Origin of the sequence: Nakamurella sp. UYEF19, from assembly GCF_040546275.1 — a bacterium.
Lineage (GTDB): Bacteria > Actinomycetota > Actinomycetes > Mycobacteriales > Nakamurellaceae > Nakamurella.
Genome location: NZ_JBEPNO010000021.1, coordinates 21,379 through 44,136, shown reverse-complemented (window position 1 = coordinate 44,136; position 22,758 = coordinate 21,379). Strand labels below are relative to the sequence as shown.

The 22,758-nt window shown below is 68.1% G+C and carries 20 protein-coding genes; 8 read left to right on the top strand and 12 right to left on the bottom strand.

The annotated features are described in order from the left end of the window. Positions 1-56 precede the first annotated feature (56 nt). Positions 57-674, bottom strand: a complete 618-nt coding sequence (locus ABIB25_RS22205) for a methylated-DNA--[protein]-cysteine S-methyltransferase (protein WP_354530704.1) — start codon at positions 672-674, stop codon at positions 57-59. 136 nt (positions 675-810) lie between these two features. On the opposite strand from ABIB25_RS22205, the gene ABIB25_RS22200 reads away from it, so the two are divergent. The 4 genes from ABIB25_RS22200 to ABIB25_RS22185 all read left to right on the top strand — a co-directional run bounded on the left by ABIB25_RS22200 (position 811) and on the right by ABIB25_RS22185 (position 4,167). Next, positions 811-1,311, top strand: a complete 501-nt coding sequence (locus ABIB25_RS22200; protein WP_354530703.1) for a heme-degrading domain-containing protein — start codon at positions 811-813, stop codon at positions 1,309-1,311. 213 nt (positions 1,312-1,524) lie between these two features. Then, positions 1,525-2,454: a hypothetical protein gene (locus tag ABIB25_RS22195; RefSeq protein WP_354530702.1), complete on the top strand. Its 930-nt coding sequence runs from the start codon at positions 1,525-1,527 to the stop codon at positions 2,452-2,454. 13 nt (positions 2,455-2,467) lie between these two features. Then, positions 2,468-3,256, top strand: a complete 789-nt coding sequence (locus ABIB25_RS22190) for a maleylpyruvate isomerase family mycothiol-dependent enzyme (protein WP_354530701.1) — start codon at positions 2,468-2,470, stop codon at positions 3,254-3,256. Positions 3,257-3,417: 161 nt separating this feature from the next. After that, positions 3,418-4,167, top strand: a complete 750-nt coding sequence (locus tag ABIB25_RS22185; RefSeq protein WP_354530700.1) for a DUF6308 family protein — start codon at positions 3,418-3,420, stop codon at positions 4,165-4,167. A gap of 529 nt (positions 4,168-4,696) precedes the next feature. On the opposite strand, the gene rplI is transcribed toward ABIB25_RS22185, so the two are convergent. The 4 genes from rplI to rpsF form a co-directional block, all read right to left on the bottom strand. Beyond that, positions 4,697-5,146: a 50S ribosomal protein L9 gene (gene rplI, locus ABIB25_RS22180; protein ID WP_354530699.1), complete on the bottom strand. Its 450-nt coding sequence runs from the start codon at positions 5,144-5,146 to the stop codon at positions 4,697-4,699. Between the two features lie 18 nt (positions 5,147-5,164). Next, a complete protein-coding gene (gene rpsR, locus ABIB25_RS22175; protein WP_354530698.1) occupies positions 5,165-5,401 on the bottom strand; it encodes a 30S ribosomal protein S18 in 237 nt (78 codons plus the stop codon). A 114-nt stretch (positions 5,402-5,515) separates the two neighbouring features. Beyond that, complete coding sequence (locus ABIB25_RS22170) at positions 5,516-6,085, bottom strand: single-stranded DNA-binding protein (protein ID WP_354530697.1); 570 nt, start codon at positions 6,083-6,085, stop codon at positions 5,516-5,518. A gap of 9 nt (positions 6,086-6,094) precedes the next feature. Continuing rightward, positions 6,095-6,436: a 30S ribosomal protein S6 gene (gene rpsF, locus ABIB25_RS22165; protein ID WP_354530696.1), complete on the bottom strand. Its 342-nt coding sequence runs from the start codon at positions 6,434-6,436 to the stop codon at positions 6,095-6,097. Positions 6,437-6,640: 204 nt separating this feature from the next. On the opposite strand from rpsF, the gene ABIB25_RS22160 reads away from it, so the two are divergent. Together ABIB25_RS22160 and ABIB25_RS22155 are read left to right on the top strand one after the other, a co-directional pair. Then, positions 6,641-8,095 carry an MFS transporter gene (locus tag ABIB25_RS22160; protein ID WP_354530695.1) on the top strand — a complete coding sequence of 485 codons (1,455 nt, stop codon included), beginning with the start codon at positions 6,641-6,643 and terminating at the stop codon, positions 8,093-8,095. Next, positions 8,092-8,541 (top strand): DUF3052 domain-containing protein, encoded by a 450-nt coding sequence (locus tag ABIB25_RS22155; RefSeq protein WP_354530694.1) that lies wholly within the window; start codon positions 8,092-8,094, stop codon positions 8,539-8,541. Before ABIB25_RS22160 ends, ABIB25_RS22155 begins: the two co-directional genes overlap by 4 nt. Here ABIB25_RS22155 and ABIB25_RS22150 read toward each other — a convergent pair. Next, entirely contained in the window at positions 8,467-10,248 is a 1,782-nt protein-coding gene (locus ABIB25_RS22150; RefSeq protein WP_354530693.1) for a glycosyltransferase family 87 protein, read from the bottom strand. The genes ABIB25_RS22155 and ABIB25_RS22150 overlap by 75 nt on opposite strands. A gap of 139 nt (positions 10,249-10,387) precedes the next feature. Here ABIB25_RS22150 and ABIB25_RS22145 point away from each other — a divergent pair, with 139 nt between their 5' ends. Next, positions 10,388-11,209, top strand: coding sequence for an amidohydrolase family protein (locus ABIB25_RS22145; protein ID WP_354530753.1), 822 nt, complete (start codon positions 10,388-10,390; stop codon positions 11,207-11,209). A gap of 91 nt (positions 11,210-11,300) precedes the next feature. Here the strand turns inward: ABIB25_RS22145 and ABIB25_RS22140 are convergent, their stop codons facing one another. Both ABIB25_RS22140 and ABIB25_RS22135 read right to left on the bottom strand, forming a co-directional pair. Next, positions 11,301-13,040, bottom strand: a complete 1,740-nt coding sequence (locus ABIB25_RS22140; protein ID WP_354530692.1) for a glycoside hydrolase family 13 protein — start codon at positions 13,038-13,040, stop codon at positions 11,301-11,303. Positions 13,041-13,112: 72 nt separating this feature from the next. After that, complete coding sequence (locus tag ABIB25_RS22135; RefSeq protein WP_354530691.1) at positions 13,113-13,511, bottom strand: DUF5318 domain-containing protein; 399 nt, start codon at positions 13,509-13,511, stop codon at positions 13,113-13,115. 290 nt (positions 13,512-13,801) lie between these two features. On the opposite strand from ABIB25_RS22135, the gene ABIB25_RS22130 reads away from it, so the two are divergent. Continuing rightward, a complete protein-coding gene (locus ABIB25_RS22130) occupies positions 13,802-14,887 on the top strand; it encodes an inositol-3-phosphate synthase (RefSeq protein ID WP_354530690.1) in 1,086 nt (361 codons plus the stop codon). Positions 14,888-14,977: 90 nt separating this feature from the next. Here ABIB25_RS22130 and ABIB25_RS22125 read toward each other — a convergent pair whose 3' ends face one another. From ABIB25_RS22125 to ABIB25_RS22110, 4 genes are all read right to left on the bottom strand, one after another. Next, positions 14,978-18,937, bottom strand: a complete 3,960-nt coding sequence (locus ABIB25_RS22125) for an alpha-L-arabinofuranosidase family protein (RefSeq protein ID WP_354530689.1) — start codon at positions 18,935-18,937, stop codon at positions 14,978-14,980. A 94-nt stretch (positions 18,938-19,031) separates the two neighbouring features. Beyond that, positions 19,032-20,114: an ABC transporter permease gene (locus ABIB25_RS22120; RefSeq protein WP_502919883.1), complete on the bottom strand. Its 1,083-nt coding sequence runs from the start codon at positions 20,112-20,114 to the stop codon at positions 19,032-19,034. A gap of 26 nt (positions 20,115-20,140) precedes the next feature. Next, positions 20,141-21,148, bottom strand: coding sequence for an ABC transporter permease (locus ABIB25_RS22115; protein WP_354530687.1), 1,008 nt, complete (start codon positions 21,146-21,148; stop codon positions 20,141-20,143). After that, positions 21,145-22,758 (bottom strand): sugar ABC transporter ATP-binding protein, encoded by a 1,614-nt coding sequence (locus ABIB25_RS22110; RefSeq protein ID WP_502919880.1) that lies wholly within the window; start codon positions 22,756-22,758, stop codon positions 21,145-21,147. The genes ABIB25_RS22115 and ABIB25_RS22110 overlap by 4 nt, the downstream gene beginning before the upstream one ends.

Genomic DNA, 22,758 nt, shown 5'->3' with positions numbered 1-22,758 from the left:
TCGACGACGACGCAGGCGCGCTTCGGAGACATTTCTCAGGTGTACGGGGTTGTGCGTCAGCCATCCGACCTACCGGTGAGCCGGGGATCGATCCAATCGAGTGTGGGCTGCAGCACACCCTCCAGTGTCAACAACCACCGTTTGGTCCTCAGGCCGTCACCCGAATTTCCCCCGCTGTATCCACCCAGACCAGTGCTGGCAAGCACACGGTGACAAGGCACCACGATCGGGACCGGATTGGAGCCCATGATCGAGCCGATCCCTCTCGCGGGCACACCGGTGTTGCTCGAATGCGCGAGCTCTCCATAGGTGACGCTGGACCCGTACGGCGTCTTCTCGCAGAGGGTCTCCAGAACCTTCCGGCTGGTGGTGGTGACACCCCGCAGATCGAGCACCAGATCGAACTCGGTCAGGTCCCCGTCGAAGTAGGCCGTCAGCTGCTCGACGGCCGGCCGCGTCCGCTGGGGGTCAACCACCGGAACACCCCTCGCAGGCTCACGGCCCACCGAAGGATGCGATTGTCGGTCTCCCCACGCGATTGCGGCCACTCCGACGTCGCTGACGAAAATCGTCAACCGACCGACGGGCGTGTCGAGAAGCGCGACGGCGTCCGGAGCGTGTTCACCGTCCATCGAGCCGGCCCTTCCGTCAGCCGCCCGCATCGCTCTGGTCATGGCCCCGATTCTGCACCGAGCCACCGACACCCCTGCGAACCTGGCGAAGGTGGAGGCGCAGAGGTGGGAGCGACTGTGCGCCATGCCGCGACGGCGGCCGCACTGCGCCCGTCAACGGGGAGGATGATCACCGTTCATGAGCCCCCCCGCGTCGGACCTGGCAGCACTGATCCAGCAGTTGGAGCAACAGGAGTCGGACCTGGTGTTCGACGGCTTCGACCACGCGGCGGCGTGGCGGCTCGGGTCCGCCCTGGTCGCCAGAGCCACCCAGGAGTCCGCTCCGGTCGCGGTCGACATCCGGCTGGGCGAACAGCAGGTGTTCCACGCCGCACTGGCCGGATCGTTCGCCGACAACGACGCCTGGATCGAGCGGAAGTGCGCGCTGGTGCGCCGTTTCGGTGTGTCGTCCTTCCTCTTCGGGCGGCGGCTGGCCGCAGCCGGCAAGAGCCTCGAGGAGGCGACGCTGCTCGACCCCGCCCACTTCGCCGCCCACGGCGGGGCCTTCCCCATCCTTATCGACGGCGTCGGCGTGGTGGGCACCGTCGCCGTGTCCGGGCTACCCCAGTCGGAGGACCACCGCATGGTCGTCGAAGTCCTGACGGAGTTCCTGGCCACAGCATCCCCCGACAGGTCCTGACCGCGATCAGGGCACAGCGACGACCGCATTGGTGGGCGGGCCGCCTGCGTTCCCGGTGTTGACGACGCCCTGAGGCTCGATCAGGAGTGCCGCCGTCTGATCGTGGCTGTGCCACACGAAATCACCCTGCACCTCGACGAGTTCGATCTCGTGATCGGCGAGATCGGCAAACTTCTTCGGGACCGGTGGGATCGCAGGTGTCAGGATGTCCCGATGAGTACCGAGAACAAGTTGGACGGCGCCCGGCTCGACGCGCTGTGGGACTTCGACGATCCGGCGGCGTCGGCCGAGAGGTTTCACGTGGAGCTCTCGCGTCTGGAGCCTGGATCCACGGCCCACGCGGAGCTCCGCACCCAGGTCGCGCGTGCCTTGACCTTGCAGCACCTCGAACAGGAGGCGCTGGCCGAACTGTCCGCCGTCGAGGCCGAAGGGCGGGATGATCCGCAGGTCAGGGCACGCCTGGAGTTGGAACGCGGGCGGGTGGACAACTCCAACGGGAGGGCGGCGGCCGCCGTTCCGCATTTCCAGGCAGCGGCCACGGCCGCTGCGGACGCCGGCGACGACTTCCTGGTGGTGGACGCCCTGCACATGCTGGCGATCGCCGATGACGAACGCAGCGACGAGTGGACCCGCCAGGCACTGGCCGCCACCGAGGCCAGTACCGATCCACGCACCCGACGGTGGATGGGCTCCCTGCGGAACAACTACGGCTGGACCCTGCACGACCGAGGCGACTTCCCCGGCGCCCTGGAGCAATTCGAGGGCGCGCTCACCGCGAACCAGGAAACCGGAATCGCGAAGCGGATCCGGATCGCCGAGTGGTCCGTCGCCCGGGCACTGCGTTCCCTCGGCCGCTTCGACGAGGCCCTGGCCATCCAGAGCCGCCTGGTCCAGGGCCCCGAGGACGGTTTCGTCTCGGAGGAGCTGGGCGAGCTGCTGCTGGCCACCGGGCGACCTGACGAGGCCGCGCCCCACTTCGCCACGGCGGCCACGCTGCTCTCGGCCGATCCCTGGTTCGACGAGCCAGATCGTCTCGCCCGCCTGGTCCGACTGGGGACGGTGTATCAGCTGCGTCGACACCCGGCATCCGCGCAGCGGAGGCTGAGCCCGATCCGTCGATCGCGCGGCTGTCGGATCCGCTGACTACATTGTCCGCATGTCCGATCTCGACTACCTGGCCGACCTCCGCCGCGAGTCCGTCCGGTTCCACGAATGCCTGTCCAACGCCGACCCGGCCGCCCCGGTGCCGTCCTGCCCCGGGTGGACGGCAACCGACCTGCTGTGGCACCTCACCGAGGTCCAGACGTCCTGGGGGACGATCGTGCGCGAGCGGTTGCAGACCGAGCCGACCCGGTGGCCCGAGCAGCCCGACGTCGACTACCAGGGTCTGCTGACCGGTTTCGTGGAGGCCAGCAACGCACTCCTCCAGACTCTCGGGGAGACGACCGATGACGTTGCGGTGTGGACCTGGGCCGACGAGCAGTCGGTGGGCTTCATCCGACGGCGGCAGGCTCAGGAGGCCCTGATCCACCGCCTGGATGCCGAGCTGACGGTCGGCCAGGTCGGTCCACTCGGGTCCGCGCTCGCCGATGACGGCGTGGACGAGGCACTACGGGTCATGTTCGGCGGCTATCCGGCCTGGGCCCACCATCGATCGCTGCCCGGCGCCGGGCGGGTGATCGCCACCGACACCGGCACCCGGTGGGACTTCACCCTCGGGCGGTGGTGCGGCACCGGCCCCACCTCGGGCAAGACCTTCGACGAACCGACGATCCAGGTTCTCGACGAGCCGACCTCGGCCGAACCTGCGTTCACGGTGAGCGGGTCGGCCGGCGAGCTGGATGCGTGGCTCTGGGGCCGGAAGGCGTTCACCGAGCCCGTGATCGACGGCGATCAGGTTGCCGCCGCTGCGTTCCTGGCCGTCATCGCTGCCGGGATCGCGTGACCGACGCCCGGCCACGTCCGTATCGCCCGGCCGTGTCCCCGTCGCAACCAGCCTGCCGCTCCGCCACCGCACCGCCCACCGGGCCGGCGGAGCGGTCTTCTAGGCTGGCGGCGCCGGAGCGCGAGTTCGAGAGCGATGCCTCACCCAAGGAGCGGAGACCAGTGACGGAGAGCCCCAGCGTGCTACGAATCGGTGGAGTCGAGATCAACCGCGGGTCGGCCCTGGAGTCGGCACGCAGCTACCTGAGCCGGCGGGATCGGTTCGGCTATCCCGCCTACGACTCCTTCGGGTCCGAGGGCGGACCCTGGCAGATCAGCGATGCGGATTTCGTGGCCCCGGTGCTGCTGAACGCCGAGATGAACTCACGGACCTTCTACGCCCTGGCTGCGATCCGGCCGCACCTGGAACGCTGGCTCGTCGACATCCCCTTGGACGCAAGGCTTGTCGAGGCCGGCCCGACGGAGCTCGCGCGGCTGGGCGAGCTGTTCGCCGTGCTGGATTCCGACGATCTCCCGGTGAACGCCCGCGGATCGATCCTGGCAAAGGTGATGCATCGCAAGCGGCCCGCGTTCATCCCGCTCTACGACCGGTTCGTCGACTACTGCTACCGCGGAACCGACGACGCCCCGATCTCCCGCGACCGCAAGCGCACCTGGCAGGAGTTCCTGCCGATGCTCGGGCAGGCGATCATCACCGATCTGCGCGACGGCCGCGAGTTCTTCGCGGAGGTCGCCGCGCTGGCGACCCGCCCGGTGATCACGCCCCTACGCGCGCTGGACATCGTGGCCTGGCATGCGGGACGCAGCCACATCGGCCCGGCCATCTGGGCCGCCGCCACGCCTTCGGATGCCGGAGATCCGTCCGACGGCGATGATCTGCCCTCGATCGATCCGGACGACGAGACGCCCTGAAGTCCAGCCGAACGCCGGAACTGACAGCGAGGCTCCGGCCACCTTGAGTGACCTGAAAAGCACAGAGCGGGCTAAACTCGTGGCAGGGACCGAGGAGGTCCGGATGCCCTCGACGGGTGGTACGCCGACCCGACCGGATGCGCTCGGCTGGTAGCAGTATTCCGGGGAGGGGGCGTGTCGATGAGGTTGTTCGATCCGGGCGCCGGGGAGATCTGTCGATGCGGACACGAGGCCGCCGCTCACCAACATTTTCGCGCCGGCACGGACTGCGGCCTGTGTCCGACCGGCCGCTGCACCCGATTTCGGTCTGCGCTCCCACTACCCAGCCGCCTGCTGGCCAGGATGCGATCGGCCCACGGCTGAAACACCACGCCCGGCCCGCTGAACCACCACCGCCGGCCACGCGTTCGGCCCTGATCTCCAAGACCCCGTCCGACTTTCTGCAAGACCCGGTCCGACTGCAGGAACAGCAGTGGCCCCGGAGGAGACCGGGGCCACTGCTGTTCCGTGCCAAAACGTCAGGCGGCGATCAGCCGGCCTTGACGACCAGGGCGACGTTGGCGGTCACGCCGGGGTGCAGCTTGACCGACACCGGGTGCGATCCGACGGACTTGATGTGCCCGCCGGTCTCGATGGTGCGCTTGTCGACGGACGGACCGCCGGCGGCCTTGATCGCAGCAGCGACGTCGACCGTGGTGATGGAACCGAACAGCTTGGTGCCGTCGCCGGTGGTCCGGGCGGTGATCGAGACGGTGAGCTTCTCGAGAGCCTGCTTCACCTCGTTCGCGTGCTCGGTGCCGCGGATCTCGCGGGCCAGCTGGGCGCGCTTGATCGTCGCGACCTGCTTCTCGGCGCCCTTGGTGGCGACGATGGCCTTGCTCTGCGGGAGCAGGAAGTTGCGGCCGTAGCCGTCACGCACCTCGACGATGTCGCCGGGAGCTCCGAGTCCAGGGACGTCGGTGGTCAGAATCAGCTTCATGAGTGGGAGTCCCTTTCTCTATCGTGCGGTCGAGGTGTAGGGCAGCAGAGCGACCTCGCGGGCGTTCTTCACGGCCGTGGCGACGTCGCGCTGGTGCTGGGTGCAGTTGCCGGTGACCCGGCGGGCGCGGATCTTGCCGCGGTCGGAGATGAACTTGCGCAGCAGGTTCGTGTCCTTGTAGTCGATCGGGGCTGCGTTGTCCTTGCAGAAACCGCAGACCTTCTTCTTGATCTTCCGTACGGGGGGCTTTGGCACTGGGATTCCTCCGGAATCGAGGCACCTCTGACGAAGTCATCGGTGAGAGTTATTTGGGTTGTTTGCTGTTCGAGATGCAGTCGGGACGAACGCGCCCGGTGAATGGGACGGGGATCAGAACGGGGGCTCGTCGGAATACCCGCCGCCGGCCGGAGGCGCTGAGCCCCATGGGTCGTCGGCCGGTGCACTGCCTCCGCCAGAGGAACGACCGCCACCGGAGTAGCCGCCTCCCCCGCCGCCGCTGTTACCGCCGCCGCTGTTACCGCCGCCGCCGCTACCGGAGCCGCCGTAACCGCCGCCGCCACCGGTTTCGGGACCGCGGTTCGCGCGGTTGACCTTCGCCGTTGCGTAGCGCAGGGACGGGCCGATCTCGTCGACCTCGAGCTCGATGACGGTGCGCTTCTCGCCTTCCTTCGTTTCGAAGGACCGCTGCTTGAGCCGACCGGAGACGATCACGCGCGAACCCCTGGTGAGGGACTCGGCCACGTTCTCGGCTGCCTGCCGCCAGATGTTGCAGCGCAGGAAGAGCGCCTCGCCGTCCTTCCATTCATTGGAGGCACGGTCGAACGTCCGCGGTGTCGACGCGACGGTGAAGTTCGCGACGGCAGCGCCCGAGGCGGTGAAACGCAGCTCCGGGTCGGCAGTCAGATTGCCCACCACGGTGATGACGGTGTCGCCAGCCATGACCGGGACCTACTTCTTGTTGTTGCGGGTGCGGCGGACGCGGATCTTCTCCGGGGTGCGGGTGATCTTCGTGCGGAGCACGGACTCGTTCAGGTTCAGCTGACGGTCCAGTTCGTCGACGGTGGCCGACTGCGCGGTCACCTTGATGACGGCGTAGATGCCTTCCGGGTTCTTCCTGATCTCGAACGCCAACCGGCGCTTGCCCCAGATGTCGACGTTCTCGACGCTTCCGCCGCCCTGGCGGATCACGTTGAGGAACGTGTCGATCGACGGCGAAACAGTTCGCTCGTCGAGGTTGGGGTCGAGGATGAGCAGCAATTCGTAGTGACGCGGAGCGGTGGATACGCTCACGTGCACCTCCTGTGGACTCGTCGGCCGCGGTCTTTCCGCGGCAGGAGGATGTCGGGCCGCAAAAAGAGCCCGCCGATGTCGGCGGGCGCAGCACAACCCTTGAAGCCTACCAGTGCGGGCCGGACCAGCCAAAACGCCCAGGTGCCTGCGCTCGGACGTGAGCGAGGCAACCCCACCGTATGGGCCTCGGGCAGACTGGCGGTCATGTCTGCCACGACACCAGGTGCCGCCGGCGTCCAGCCGAGCTCCACCCAGCTCGCGAGCCGCACGCTGTGGGTCGCGGCGGCAGGCACGCTGATCGCACTGATCTCCTTCACCACACCGGTCGCCTCGCTGGCCGACACCGCCAAGGGCCTGAACGCGGGCCCCGGCGCGCAGGCCTGGATCCTCAGCTCGATGAGCCTCGGCCTCGCCGTGGCCCTGCTCACCAGCGGCGCGCTCGCCGACGACTTCGGCCGGCGCCGGGTCTTCATCATCGGGGCGACGGTGCTGGGCATCGCCAGCATCCCGTGTGCGCTGGCGCCGAACGACGTGGTGCTGATCATCGGCCGCATCCTCGAGGGAGTCGGGGCAGCGGCCGTCATCGCGTGCAGTCTGGCGCTGATCAGCCACCAGTTCCCAACGGGACCGGGCCGGGCCAAGGCCTCTGGGATCTGGGGCGCGGCCCTCGGCGGCGGGATCGCCGTCGGTCCGTTGATGGCCGCCGGGTTGGGGCTGGCGATCAACTGGCGCGCGGCGTACGGCCTGGTCGCGATCCTCTCGGTGGCGCTGGCCTTCGCGGGCGCGCACCTGCTGACCGAGTCCAGGGCACACCACCGCCGCCGGATCGACTGGGCGGGCGTCATCCTGCTGTCCACCGGACTCGGTGCGCTGATCGCCGGCCTCACCCTGGCCCGCTCCGGCCTCGCCAGACCGTCCGTCCTCGTCCTGGTCATCGGGGGTGTCCTGCTGCTGGTCGCGTTCGTCGCCGCGGAGATCAGGAGCGTCTCGCCGATGCTGGATCCGAAGCTCTTCGGCAATCCGGCGTTCGTCGCGGTCAACGTCGCGGCGCTGGCCACCGGCCTCGGGGTCATCGCCCAGATGTCGTTCTTCTCGACGGTCCTGCAGCGCGGGATGCACGAGTCCGAGCTGGTCGCGGCCATCGCCCTGCTCGGCTGGTCCGCGTTCAGCGTGCTCACCTCGCTGGCGGCACGGCATCTGAGGATGACGGGCCGCGTGCAGTTCGTCCTCGGACTGCTGGTGGTGGCGCTGGGACAGGCAGCGATGGGCTGGCAGCGCACCGACTCCTCCGTCCTGCAGGCCGTCCCCGGACTGATCGTCGCCGGCATCGGGACAGGCGTCATCAACGCGGCGCTGGGCCGGGAATCGGTGGCCACCGTCCCGCCCGCGCGGGCCGGGATGGGCAGCGGGGCCAACAACACCGCGCGGTATCTGGGGTCGGCAATCGGCGTCACGATCGTCGCGATCATGGCGACGTCGGTACATTCCGGGACGCCCCAGCAGTCGCTGATCAGCGGCTGGAACCACGCCGTCGTGTTCACCACCATCGCCACCACGGTCGGCGCGCTCCTGGTCCTGGGGTGCAGGCCACGGGCCGCGCCGGCCACCACGGTCGCCCAGTCCACCTTGGCAACCCGCTTGTCCCGGACGACACGGTGACCAGCGACCAATCCGGTGGTCCCCTGCGGCGCAAACTCGGCATCAGGCCCGGCGAACCGGTACTGGTGCTCGGCGACCCGTTCGAATTCGACGTCACCAGCCTGGCGATCGCAGACGGACCGGACGACGCACTACGGATGGGCAAACCCGGCAGCTATCCCGTGGTGCTGCTCTTCTGCCCCGAAAGCTCCACGCTGCACAGCCTTTTCGGCTTCGCAAAGGCAGCGCACACGACGACCGGCAGTCTCTGGGTGTGCTGGCCCAAGCGGGCGTCCGGGATCGTCACCGACCTGACGGATGTCGTCGTCCGCGACTACGGCCTCGCCGGCGGCCGGGTCGACATCAAGGTCGCCGCGATCGATCCGACCTGGTCAGGGCTGAAGTTCGTCATCCGTCTGTCGGAGCGCCGAGCCCGGTCGAACCGCCGAGTCCGATTGGATCACTGAACTGGACGAGCCGTCGTCCGGCGCGCCAACCAGGACCGTTTCCCGCTCGGGTGCCGGCCGCTTCAGGTCGTTCCAGAGCGCCCCGATCGAGGGCAGCACGAAGCGGTCGGGTGAATTCTCCAGCACCCCACCGGACGGGTCGTCGTCACCTGCCATCCGAATGAGATCGTTTGCCGGGTGTTGGATCTCGCGGATCACCCTGACCACCAACATCACCAGCAGGATGTCACGCAGGATCGCCGCACCGATGAACGGATAGATCGAAAGACCCTTGTTCTCCACGCCGGCGAAGGACAGCATCAGCAGGATCCAGACGACGGCCTCGGAGAACTGCCAGGCCAGCACGGGCCGCCAGCGTGGCAAGGCGAGCGTCACCAGCGGCAGCAACCAGAGGCTGTACTGCGGCGACCACACCTTGTTGGTCAGCAGGAACGCCGCGACCACCAGGAAGATCAACTGAGCCAGCCGGGGCCGTCGCGTCGCGGACAACGCGAACCATCCGATGGCCAGACACGCGAGCGCGAAGAGCAGCAGCGACAGGACGTTGAGCAGCGTCGGTGAGTCGGCCCCCCTGGCGTTGTCGAAGACCGTGCTGCCGGACAGCGTGGTGTAGATCGAGTACCAGGAGTCGTATTCGGCGGGGCGCTCGGAATTGAGCTTGATGAACTCGTACCAACCGGTCGGAAAGAGCGCCATGATCGGAAGGTTGATCGCGAGCCAGACCACGGCGGCGGCGATCGTCGACCGGACGAAACCCTGGAGCTTCCCCGTGCGGAGGCAGAGCAGCAGCAACGGGCCGAGCAGCAGCACGGGATAGAGCTTCGCCGCGGTGCCCAGCCCGATCAGGGCGCCGGCCAGCACCGGTCGACCCCTCGCCCACGCGGCCATCGCGCCGGCCGTCATGCCGATCGCCAGCAGGTCCCAGTTGGTGAAGGCATGCACGATGAGCAGCGGGGACAGACACATGATCGCCACGTCCCAGACCCGTCGCCGGGCGATCCGAGCCGTCGAGGCGACCGCCCAGAGGTAGAACATGCCGAGAATGATGGCGCCGATGGTGAAGTAGGCGGCGACGTCCAGGGGGACCGGCAGACCGGCCGGCCCTGCGAACTTGACGTAGTACTTGGCCAGCTCGCTGACGCCCCACATGAAGTAGCCGGTGACGACCGGGTACTCCATGTAGTGCGTGGTGCCGTCGGTGTCGACCCATGACGTCTTGTACGGCATCGCCTGGGTGTCGAGTTTGTGGCTGCCGTACAGCGGCACGACGTCGTTGTAGCAACCGGTGATCCACGGGCGCTGGCCGCTCTGGTCAAGGGTGACGCCGCCGCCGTCCCCGTTCGGACCCTGCTGGATGCAGGCGGCCTTGAACAGCCAGCCGAAGATGAGGATGAGGATGGCCATCAGCAGGCAGACCCGCAGCGGCGTCAGCCAGACCGCCCGACCGACGATGGCATGACGGCCGAGCGGGCCGCCGATCACCTCCGAAGCGCGGCGCACGGTCGGGTCGGTCCAGGTCGGGATGACGCGTTCGGTGGGTGACAGGGTCGCCGAGCGGCTCAGCCCGGACGCGGTCTCGACCCTGGCGATCTCGTCGGCACCGAAGACCCCCTCGGGCGGGGCGCCGGACCCGGTTCCCGACCCGACACCGGGGATGGCAGCACCCGTAGCGTCGTCGCCGGCAGGCTGCTTCCCGAGTTCGTCCACGGCGCGATGCTACTGGGACCGGGGTGAGCCGAGTGTGTCCTGGGCGAAGTTCGACCTGCGGACGGGTGTGATCCAATCGTTCACCGTGCTCACCGATGACGATCTGCCCGCCTTCCTCGCCGCTCTCGGCCTGCCCGGCATGGTCGACATCCACGTGCACTTCATGCCGGACAACGTGCTGCGCAAGGTGTGGGACTACTTCGACAAGGTGCCCCCGACGGTGGGGATGCAGTGGCCCATCGAGTACCGGCAGGACGAGTCGGTCCGGCTCGCCACGCTGTCGGCGCTCGGCGTCACCGGCTTCACGGCTCTGACGTACGCGCACCGGGCCGGGATGGGGCAGTGGCTGAGCGACTGGGCCATGGATTTCGGGGCCAGGACACCCGGTTGTGTGCCATCGGCGACGTTCTACCCGGAGCCCGGGGTGGACGAGTACGTCCGCACTGCCCTGGACCGTGGTGCCGCCGTGTTCAAGTCGCACGTCCAGGTCGGCGCCTACGACCCGCGTGATGAACTGCTGGACCCCGTCTGGGGCATGATCGCCGACGCCGGGGTGCCCGTCGTCTGCCACTGCGGCAGCGGACCGTTCCCCGGTACCTTCACCGGGCCCGGACCGATCGCCGAGGTCCTCCGCCGGCACCCTGACCTGACGTTGGTCATCGCCCACGCCGGTTCGCCCGAGTACGGCGAGTTCCTGGACCTGGTCGAGCAGTATCCGCGGGTGCACCTGGACACCACCATGGCCTTCACGCCTTACCTGAATGCGCTCGCGCCGTTCCCGGTCGACCTGGTGCCCCGGCTGGCCGACCTCGGTGACCGGGTGGTGCTGGGGTCGGACTTCCCCAACATCCCGCACCCGTTCTCCGTCCAGATCCAGTCCCTGGTGGAGCTCGACCTCGGCGACGACTGGCTGCGAGCAGTGCTGCACCACAACGGTTCCCACTTGCTCCGCCACCCCTGACCGCGCGGATCGACTACGCCCGCACGGATCAACTAGGCGTGAAACGGACGGGTGGGACAGGAGTCGCCGAGTTCATCCGCGCGGCGGGGCATCAGAGCGTGCGGCGCAGGACCACAGCCTCCCAGGGGGCCAGCTTGCCGGTCCGCGCAGCGTTGCCGGCGTGTGTGCCGGCGTCGATGTCGATGTCGCCGGCGTCGATGTCCACCGTGCCGATCACCAACTCGGCGCCCTCCCAGTCCGCCAGCTCACCCGGATCGGCGGTCTCGCCCGACAGGTTGGCCAGCACCAGGAGTTCGGTGTTCTCCAGCCGGCGGGTGAAGGCGTAGATCTGCTCGTCGTTCGGCAGCAGCATGGTGAAATCGCCACGGGCGACGGTGGGCTCGCTGTGCCGCAGAGCGATCAGCTTGCGGTAGTGATGCAGGACCGAGTCCGGATCGGCAAGAGCCGCAACGGTATTGATCTCGTGGTAGTTGGGATTGACCTGGAGCCATGGTGTTCCGGTGGTGAACCCGGCATGCGCTGAATCGTCCCACTGCACCGGGGTTCTCGCGTTGTCCCGGCTCGGTCGGCGCAGCGACTCCAGCGCGGAGGCCGGATCCTGGCCCGCCGCAACGGCTTCCGCGTAATGGTTGCGGGACTCGATGTCCTGGAAGTCGTCGATGGAGGAGAACGGATAGTTCGTCATCCCCAGTTCCTCGCCCTGGTAGACGTAGGGCGTGCCGCGGTGCAGGTGCAGCACGGTCGCCAGTGCCTTCGCCGACCGCACCCGATGGACCCCGTCGTCGCCGAAACGCGAGACCGCTCGGGGTTGGTCGTGGTTGTTCCAGTAGAGGCTGTTCCAACCGATCTCGGCCAGGCCGGCCTGCCAGCGACCGAAGCTCGCCTTGAGATCGGTGAGCAGCAACGGTTTGTGCTCCCACTTGGAGCTGCCGTGATCCAGGTCGACATGCTCGAACTGGAAGACCATGTCGACCTCGGCCCTGGCCGGATCGGTGTACAGCCTCGCGTCATCGACTGTCACGCCGGGTGTCTCGCCGACGGCCAGGAACCGGCCTTCCCCAGAAGCGAACACCTCCGCGTGCATCTCGTGCAGGAACTCGTGGATGCGAGGGCCGTTGAGGAAGTGCTCGCCACCGGGTTGGCCGCCGCCCACCGCCACCCCGTCCGGCAGTCCGACGTCCTTGGAGAGCATGTTGACGACGTCCATCCGGAACCCGTCGACCCCGCGGTCCAGCCACCACCGCATCATCGAGTAGACGGCCTCCCGGACCTCGGGATTCTCCCAGTTGAGGTCAGGTTGCTTGCGGGAGAACAGATGCAGGTAGTACTCCCCGCTGGCCTCGTCGAACTCCCAGGCCGGCCCGGAGAAGAACGACCCCCAGTTGTTCGGCTCGGCTCCCGGCGTACCGGGCTCCATCCCGTCACGGGCGGGCCGCCACCAGTACCAGTCGCGCCGCGGTGAGTCGGGAGATGACCTGGACTCGGCGAACCACCGGTGCTCGTCCGAGGTGTGGTTGACGACCAGGTCCATGACGAGCTTCATGCCCCGCGCATGGACGGCGGCCAGCAACCCGTCGAAGAGCTCCAGCGATCCGAAGAGGGGGTCGACGTCCTGGTAATCGCTGATGTCGTAACCGTTGTCGTCCTGGGGGGACGGATAGATCGGTGACAGCCAGAGCACATCGACGCCGAGATCGGCCAGATAGTCTACCTTTCCGGTGATTCCGGCCAGGTCTCCGAACCCGTCGCCGTCGGAATCGACGAAGCTGCGCGGGTAGATCTGGTAGACCACCGCGTCCGCGAACCATGCGTCCGCCGAACTCTGTGCCATCGGAAACTCCTCTGCCGGGCGGTGTGCCTGGACTACGGGCGGTGTGCCAGGACTACGGGCGGTGTGCCTGGACTACTTGACGGCACGCCGACGTTTCGGGGCCTGCTCGCCCTTGAAGCCCATCACGAAAGAGGCCACCAGATGGTTCCAGGAGCAGGTCCGGCAGACCTCGACCTGATAGACGGAGAACTCGCCGAACGTGGTCGCCATCTTCTCGAGCTCCGGTGGCTGCCGCGCGGAACCCGCCATGTGTTTGATCTCGTCGCCGTAGACCCAGTAGACGTGGGTCAGCGGCTCCTTCCGGCAGACCGGGCAACTCACGTCCGTCGGCACCCCGTGGAACTTCGCCGCCCTGATCAGATAGGGCGTCGCGTCGCAGACCTCGGTCACCCCGGTCCGACCGGACATGACCTCCGCGAGCAGCGCACGACGCTGCAGCGCGTAGTCCACCAGTCCTCGTTGCGTCCGCACCCGATCAGCCTACGCGGGCGCTCCAGACCTCGATCTCGGGTGTCCCCCACCGGTATTTCCGCAGGTGGCGGGCATCGTTGGCGGCGAGTGGGTACCACCGCCCTGACACCGGGACCGGGGTGGACGGCGACCGGAGTCACAGCCGATTCTGTGCCGGAACGCACGACCTATGGGCGTATCGTGACGATACTCAGGTTGACATAGGGAACACTTTGTCAGGTGACATGGTGATCCATTTGTCAGGCAGCCGACCCGATCGAAGCATCACCACCGAGAAGGAGATACCCATCATGGGTTCGCATCCCATCCGCGTCGCCGTCGTCGGAGTCGGCAACTGCGCCTCATCGCTCGTCCAGGGCGTCGAGTACTACCGCAACGCCGATCCGGCCGCCAGGGTCCCCGGCCTGATGCACGTGCAGTTCGGCAATTACCACGTGTCGGACCTCCAGTTCGTCGCGGCCTTCGACGTCGACGCCAAGAAGGTCGGTTTCGATCTGGCCGAGGCGATCTCGTCGTCGGAGAACAACACCATCAAGATCGCCGATGTGCCGCCGACGGGCGTGATCGTGCAGCGCGGCAACACCCTCGACGGTCTTGGGAAGTACTACCGGGAGATGATCAGCGAGTCCGATGCCGAGCCGGTCGACGTCGTCGCCGCCCTCGAGGCCGCGAAGGTCGACGTCGTCGTCTGCTATCTGCCCGTCGGGTCCGAGCACGCGGCCAAGTTCTACGCCCAGTGCGCCATCGACGCCGGCTGCGCCTTCGTCAACGCACTGCCGGTGTTCATCGCCGGGACGAAGGAGTGGGCCGACAAGTTCCGGGCTGCCGGCCTTCCCATCATCGGGGACGACATCAAGTCGCAGGTCGGTGCCACCATCACCCACCGGGTGCTGGCCAAGCTCTTCGAGGACCGCGGCGTGCTGCTGGAGCGCACCATGCAGCTCAATGTCGGCGGCAACATGGACTTCATGAACATGCTGGAGCGAGATCGTCTGGAGTCAAAGAAGATCTCCAAGACGCAGGCCGTGACCTCCCAGGTGGACAGGGATCTCGGTGCCCGCAACGTTCACATCGGTCCGTCGGACTACGTGGCCTGGCTGGACGACCGGAAGTGGGCCTATGTCCGTCTGGAGGGCAAGGCATTCGGAGACGTCCCGTTGGCCCTGGAGTACAAGCTCGAGGTGTGGGACTCGCCGAACTCCGCCGGCGTGATCATCGACGCCGTCCGCGCAGTGAAGATCGCCAAGGACCGTGGCGTCAGCGGCCCGCTGACGTCCGCCTCGTCCTACTTCATGAAGTCGCCGCCGGTCCAGTTCCCCGACGACCAGGCCCGCGACAACGTCGAGAAGTTCATCGCCGGCGAGCTTTCCGAGTGACGAGAGCAGGGCCCGTCCGCACCTCGGGTGCGGACGGGCCCTGCTGCGTTCGAGGCCGCCGGACCCCGGATCAGGTCCCGGCCACCGGCATCACTTCCCGGTGATCTTCAGAACGGTCACCGAGTTCGCCGGGAACGTCAACAGCTTCCCGTTCGTCAGGCCGGAAACGCCGGTGGTGACCGGCACGACGGTAGTCGGCCCCGCCAAGGTGTTGCGGGCAGCCGGATCTCCGGTCAGCACCGTCCGGGTGTAGGTGCCGTCCAGACTCGCCACGTTGACGATGGTGATCCGCGCCGACTGCAGCTGCGAGGACGGGTTGACCACCTTCACGTAGAACGTGGTCCGCCCGCCGGTGGTGGTCGACGTGACCACCTGCTTGAGTGCGCTGCCCTGCGACAGCGAACTTCCCAGCACCACCTTGCCGAGATTGTTGGAGAACATCGTCTGGACCCAGTACGACGGCGACCCATAGCTGCTCCCGGCATCGAGTCCGATCATGTTGGTGGGCCAGTTCGATTGGTTCTCGTTGACGAGGATCGGCGCGTACATGCCGCCGACGATGACGTCGCTGTTGCGTTCCAGCCCGGTGAGGAACGCGGCCTCGCCGACGGCTGCCGCGAGATCACCGGTCGGCGAGCCCTCGAGCGAACCGTACTCACCGACGAGAACCTTCGGCCCGCTGCGGTTGAGCGTGTCGTACTTGCCGGAGTTGTCGTTGAACCACTGCGGCGACTGGTAGTAGTGATCGTCGACCACGTCCGGCGTCCGGCTGCTCACCGGGGTGGTGGCGATCAGCTGCAGCTGCGGGTACGCAGCCTTGATGGCGTCGTACATGTCGGCGAAACGCCATTCGTAGCTACCGGAGTTGTCGAAGAAGTCCTCGTTCCCGATCTCCACGTAGGTGAGCTTGAACGGCGCCGGATGGCCGTCCGCGGCGCGCTTGGCCCCCCAGGTGGTCGAGGGGTCGCCGATGGCGTACTGGATCTCGTCCAACGCGGACTGAACGTACTGCGGGTAGTCCGCCTCGGACACGTGCGTGCCGTTCAGGTTGTAGCCGGCGTAGACGGCCAGCAGCGGCTGCGCACCGAGATCCTCGGCCATCTGCAGGTACTCGAGAATGCCCATGCCGTCGGAGGACCAGTAGCCCCAGGCGGTGTTCTGGTGGCCGGGACGCTGCGAGATCGGCCCGACGGTCTTCTCCCAGTTGAACCGGGTGTCCAGGGTGTTGCCCTCCAGGTAGTTGCCGCCCGGGACCCGAAGCAGGCCGAGGTGCATGGCGGCGAACTGGGTCATGATGTCCGTCCGCAAGCCGTTGGGCCGGTTCTTGTACGTCGGCGGGAACAGCGAGACCGTCGACAGCCACACGTCCTTCCCGGAGATGGCCGCACACTTCCTGCCACTGCAGGAGTTCTCGAGCGAAACGGTGACGAAGTTGTCGGTGGAGGTGCCCGTGTTGGCCGCTGTCGACAGCGTGTAGCCGTACTGCCCCCAGGCCGTGGTCGGGGCACCGACCACCTTGCTGACGATCACCGTGCCGTCAGATTTCGTCAGGCTGACCCGGATCCGGCCGGTGAAGCCGGCGGATGCCTTCGCGAACAGCGATCCGGTGTACTTGGTCGACGGCGATACCTCGACACCGTAGTAGCCGACGTCGTTGAGCGAGATCTGGCCGCCCGCCGGCAGGGTGCCGACGTGTACGTCCAACGACCGGGTGATCGCGGTGTTGAGTGGAGTCTTGGTGTCGATCGCGAACGTACCGGTTGCACCACCGGACACGGCCAGCGACCAGTACGGCACCGGACCGTCTCCCGCACCGCTCCCGCTCTCGTAGCTCTCACCGAAACTACGGTTGCGGACCAGCTCCGCGTACACACCGCCCTCGACGGAATGGCTGATGTCCTCCAGGATCGCGCCGTACTGGGTGGAGTGCGTCAGCGAACGCTGGTCGGCGGCGTTGACGGACAGCGAGCTGATGCCGGCGGCGATCGAGACCTGCTGCGCCGTCAGCGGAGAGCGCAGGACGGTGACCTCGTCGATGGCTCCGGTGAAGCGCGGGGCAGCGCCCGAGGTGCTGCCGACGGTGAAGTCGGCGGTGCTGTCCGCGGACGCAGCGGCACATCCGCTGATGTCGACCGCGTTGCCGGTGACGGTGCCGCAGGTGCCGGTCGTGGTGACCACCGGCTGGGCGATGCCGTCCACGTAGAGCGTGAGACGCTGGGCCGTCCGATCGGTGACCATCACCGTGTTGTGCCAGGTGCTGTCGGCGAAACCGCCTGCTGTGGTGGCGATATCGACGCGGGTGGCACCACCGCCGAGACGCGCGGTGACCTTGCCTGCGGCCACGCCGATGCGGTACCCGGTGTCGGCTGCCGCCACCGCGCCCTTCTGCACCACCGGCTGGACGCCGGTCGACCCGGTCTTCAACCAGGCGGAGACGCTGCTGGACCCGGTGCCCAGATCCAGGGCGGGCGCCGCGCCCATGGTGACGTCGGCGGAGCCGCCGAGGGCGATGGCCGAGCCGGAGACCCCGGGGGTCCAGGTGGCGCCGCGCAGGGTGCCGTTCGCCCCGGACGCGGAGGAGTCGACCGCAACCGTGCCGCTGCCCTCGTCGAAGTGCCAGCGACCGGAGGTGGCCAGTGCCTGCGCCGCGGTGGCGTCGAGCGCGACCGGGTAGGCGTGGACGTCGTCGATGGCGCCGGCGAAGAAGTCGACCGGTCCGCCGTAGTAGCGCCCACGGCCGATGACGAAGTGCCCGGTGGCATTCCAGCCGGTGGTGTAGGCGGCAGAACCCTGCGTCACGCCGTTGACGTAGAGGGTGATGGTCTTGCCGACACTGTCGTACACACCGAGGATCTGGGTCCAGCTACCGACCACCGCGGGGGTGGTTGACTCGACGACGGTGGCCGCCGGATCGCCGGTCGTGTCGCCGGCCAGGCGGGCGAAGGCCCACTTGCCGTCATTGCGGCGCTGCAGGTAGAAGCCGCTGATGTTGGTGCCGTCGACGCTGGCGATGGTGCGGAAGCCGTCGGCCGCGTCCACCCGGGCCCAGGCCGAGACCGAGAAGCTCCGGCTGGAGTCGAAGACGGGCTTCTGGGTCTCGATCGCGCCGGAGGTGCCGTTGAACAGAACGGCGTGCGTCCCGACGACTCCGGTCGTCCAGGTGGCGCCGGCTGACAGGGTGCCGTCGGCGTGATTCTCCGAGTCGTCGGCCGCGACGGTGCCGGTGCCCTCGTCGAGGCGCCAGCCGCCGGCGAGCGAGAGCTGCGCGACTGCCGCGGGACTCAACGCACCGCTGTAGGCCCGGACATCGTCGATCGCACCGTTGACGAAGTCGACCGGATTGGCCCCGTACTTGCCGCGACCGATGACCAGGTGGCCGGTGGCCGCCCAGCCGGAGGGGGCCGCCGTGGTCTGCTGCAGCTGGCCGTTCACGTACAGGGAGAGGGTGGAGCGGTCGGCGTCGTAGACACCGGCCAGCTGGTACCACTGGCCGGCCACGGGCGCCGTCAGCGACGAGGGGAAGGCCGCGGGGCTCGAGCCGGCGTCACCGGGCAGCCGCACGAAGGCGAACTTTCCGGAGTCACCGCGCAGACCGAGGAAGAACCCGCTGACCTGGTTGCCGTCCTGGCTCACGACGGTCTGGAACCCGTTCAGGTTGACCAACTTCACCGAGGTGACGACGGAGAAGCTGGTCGAGGTGTCCAGGACCGCGGCGCCGGTGTCGGCCACCGCGGAGGTGCCGTTCACCGCAAGTGCCGAGGGGCCCTGCAGCCCGCCGGTCCAGGCCGCGCCGCCGGTCAGCGTGGCGGGGTGGGAGCCGGCGGAATCCGCCGCGCTCGTACCGGTGCCCTCGTCGAAGGTCCAGTGCCCCAGCAGGTTCGGCGCGACCGCAGCTGCTGCGGCCGACCGGGTTGCCGGAGTCTCGACCGATGACCCGGCGACCGAGGGTTGGGCGACCGCCACCGTGACGGTGGTGACCGCGAGGCTCAGGGCCGCGAGCAGCGCCAGTCGGCGCCGGCCTCGACGAGGTGTGCGGGTGGAGGTTGGCATCATTGCTCTCCTGTTCTGACGGCGCAGCAGCACTGCGCCGGGGCGAGTGGCGTTCGGCGGTGACAGCCGTGCGAAGCCGGCTGCAGGGCAGGGACTATGCGGATCTGGCGCGTCGGGACAGGACCGCCTGGAGGACGACCACGACCAGCAGGAAGAACCCACTGACGATCTGCTGGACGTAGCTGTTGAGGTTGAAGCCCTGCACGATGAGGTTCTGGATGACGTACAGGAGAGCGATGCCGGCCAGCGTTCCGACGATGGATCCGACGCCACCGGCCAGCAGCGTGCCACCGATGACGACGGCTGCGATGGCCGAGAGTTCGTAGGCGTTGCCGACTCTGGCCTCCTGGCCGCCGCCGGACAGGGCGGTGGACAGCACGCCGGCGACCCCGACGGTGAACCCGCTGATGACGTAGACCATCACCTTGACCCGGCGGACCGGCAGGCCCATCAGGCCGGCTGCGGTGTCGTTCCCACCGACCGCCTGGACAGCCTGGCCGAAGGCGGTGCGGTTGAGCACCCACCAGCCGATGGCGAAGACGATCAACGTGATCCAGACCGGATTTCCCAGGCCCAGAAGGCTTCCGGTGCCGAGGGTCTCGAAGAACTGACTGCCGGGCACCGACGGGTGGTCGTTGCCCTCGTTGGTGATGAAGAAGACCAGGCCGCGCACCCCGGTCAGCCCGGCGAGCGTGACGATGAACGGCGGGAGGCCGAGCTTGGCGATGATCACGCCCTGGAGCAGACCGACCAGCATGCATGCTGCGACCGGCACCAGGATCGCCGCGGCAGAGCCGTATTTCGACATGTCGGCGGACAGGATGACGGCCAGCGCGTAGACGGAGCCGACGGAGAGGTCGATCCCACCGGAGATGATCACGAACGTCATCCCGGCGGCGATGATGGCCAGGAACGACGCCGCCAAAGCGGTGTTGGTCAGGTTGTCGACGGTGGCGAACGTCGGCACCGTGATCGCGCCGATGATCATCACCAGGATCAGCACGGCGACCGCTCCGTTGCGGGAGACAAGGGACGCCAGAGCGCGCGCGCGGGCTGCCGCCGCGGCCGGGCCGTGTTCGCCGTCCGGCACCACGTGGACGACCGCCGTGCCCGGCCGGTCCGAAGGCTGCGGCGCGGTCGATGCTGGAACCTCGGGCACTGCAGGACCTTTCCGCATCGGCATCTTCGGAGTACTCGGCCGGGTCACGTGCTGCTCCGGGAGGTGCGCTGGATGTACACCGCGCCGACGATGATGAGCGCCTCCACCATCTGGGACACCGAATCGGGGATGTTGTGCGAGACGAGAGTGGTCTGCAGCAGCTGCAGCAGGACGACCCCCGCGACGGTGCCGAGGATCCGCACCCGCCCCCCGTTCAGCGGTGTGCCGCCGACGACCACCGCGGTGATCGCGGACAGTTCCATCAGCAGGCCGATGTAGGAGGGATCGCTCGCCCGGAGCCGCGCGGTGGCGATCTCGCCGGCGATGGCAGCCAGGACGCCGCTGATCGCGTAGACGGTGATCAGCGTGCGGCGCACCGGGATGCCGGCCAGCACGCTGGCCCGCAGGTTCCCGCCGATGGCCACCAATCGGTAGCCGAAGGTGGTGCGGCGCAGCAGGATCGTCACCACGATCGCCACCGCGGCCGCCACCAGCATGACGTAGGGGATGCCGAAGAGCTCGCCTTGGCGCACGACCTTGAGGAACGGGACGAACAGTTCGATCAGGGCGCCGCCGGTGATGGCAAGGGCGATACCGCGGCCGGCGACCAGCAGGCTGAGGGTGGCGACGATGGGCTGGACCTTGGCGACGGCGACCACCACACCGTTGAACACGCCGACCACCAGACCGGCCAGGATGCCGAGCACGATGGCCAGGAAGATCGGCCCACCGAAGCCCCCGCTCGACGCCGGCGAGACGAACTTCGCCATCACCGCGCTGGCGATGGCCATGGTGGCGCCGACCGACAGATCGATGCCGCCGGTGCCGATCACCAGGGCCATCCCGAGCGAGACCAGCAGGACCGGCGGGAGCTGCGCGAAGAGCAGCTGGATGGTGTCCCAGTTGTTGAAGTGTGCCGTGAAGATCACGTTGTAGACGACGAGTACCGCCAGCGCGACGTAGACGCCGCGCTCACGGAGCCATTGCCCCCAGCCGACTTTCGGCCGCATCCCTCCAGCGGCCGGCATCTGCTTGTCCAGGGTTGCCGTCATGTGCTGACCACTTCGATCTCCTCTGCCGCGGCGCCGGCGATCATGTTCATGATCGCGTCCTCCGTGATGTCATCGCCGAACAACGTGCCGAGGGACGCTCCGTCCCGCAGCACCAACACCGAATCCGAACCTTCGACGACCTCCTCCAGTTCGGAGGAGATCAGCACCACCCCGAGCCCCTTCTCGGCGAGCTCGGCGATCAGCCCCTGGACCTCGGCCTTGGCACCGACGTCGATGCCGCGGGTCGGCTCGTCCAGCAGCAGCACCTTCGGGTTGAGACACAGCAGACGCGCCAGCAGGACCTTCTGCTGGTTGCCGCCGGAAAGCTCCGAGACCCGTTGATCGGGACCGGAAGCCTTGATGCGCAGGCGTTTCATGAAGACGTCGACGATCTCGGCCTGCCTGCGGCGGGAGAAGAAGCCGCCGCGGGACAGTCGCGGAAGTGCCGCCAGCGCGATGTTGTCGCGGATCGACAGCTCCGGGATGATGCCTTCCATCTTCCGGTCCTCGGGCAGCATCGCGACGCCCGCCTTGATCCGCGAGGCCGGGGTGGCCCGGTGCATCGACCGGCCGTCGATCTCCACCGAGCCGGAGTCGAGCGGCAGGGCACCGAAGATCGCCTTCACGGTCTCGCTCCGACCCGATCCGAGTAGCCCGGCCAAACCGACGATCTCACCCGGATGGACGACGAGGGAGATGTCGTCCAGCACGAACCGCCGACTCAGGTGGCCGGCGGTCAGTACCGGGGCCTGCTCGGCGCGCTCCGGACGGGCGGACAGCTGCGTCCGGCCGCCACCGGCCCCCAGATCGCCGGCCTCGCGGCCGAGCATCCGCGAGATGAGTTGGCGCCGGGAGGTTTGCGCCGTCGGGCCGGTCCAGACCAGCGCGCCGTCACGCAGGACGGTGATCTTGTCGCAGGCCCGGAACACCTCCTCGAGCTTGTGCGAGATGTAGACGACGGCCACACCCTGCTCCCGAAGCAGGCCGACGACCCCCAGCAGGCGGTCGACCTCCCGCGGCTCGAGGGAGGAGGTCGGCTCGTCCATGATGACGACGGACGCGTTGGTCGAGACCGCCCGCGCCACCGCCACCATCTGCTGGATGCCCAGCCCCAGTTCCCCCAGTGGCCGTTTGACGTCGGCCGCGATGCCGTAGCGGTCGAGAAGTTCGGCGGCCTCCGAGTTCATCCGCCGCAGATCCAGCCCCCCGAATCGGGTGTGCTGCTCGCGCCCGAGGAAAACATTGCGCGCGATGGAGAGCTGCGGAGCCAGGTGCACTTCCTGGTAGATCGTCTGGATGCCCTGCTGCTGGGCGTCCCGGGGTGCGGCGAAGTGCACCACCTGACCGCGATGACGCACCTCCCCTCCGTCCGGCTGGTAGACCCCGGTGATCAGCTTGATGAGAGTCGACTTGCCGGCACCGTTCTCGCCGACCAGCGCGTGCACCTCGCCGGGGAAGAGATCCAGGTCGACCCCGCGGAGCGCAGCCACCCCGCCGAAGCTCTTCTGTGCCCCGCGCACCGAGAGGGTCGGCTGTGACGTGGATGGCTGGGACGGCCCAGTCGGCTCGGACGGCTCTGTCGGCTCGGACGGCTCTGTCGTCGTGGTCAC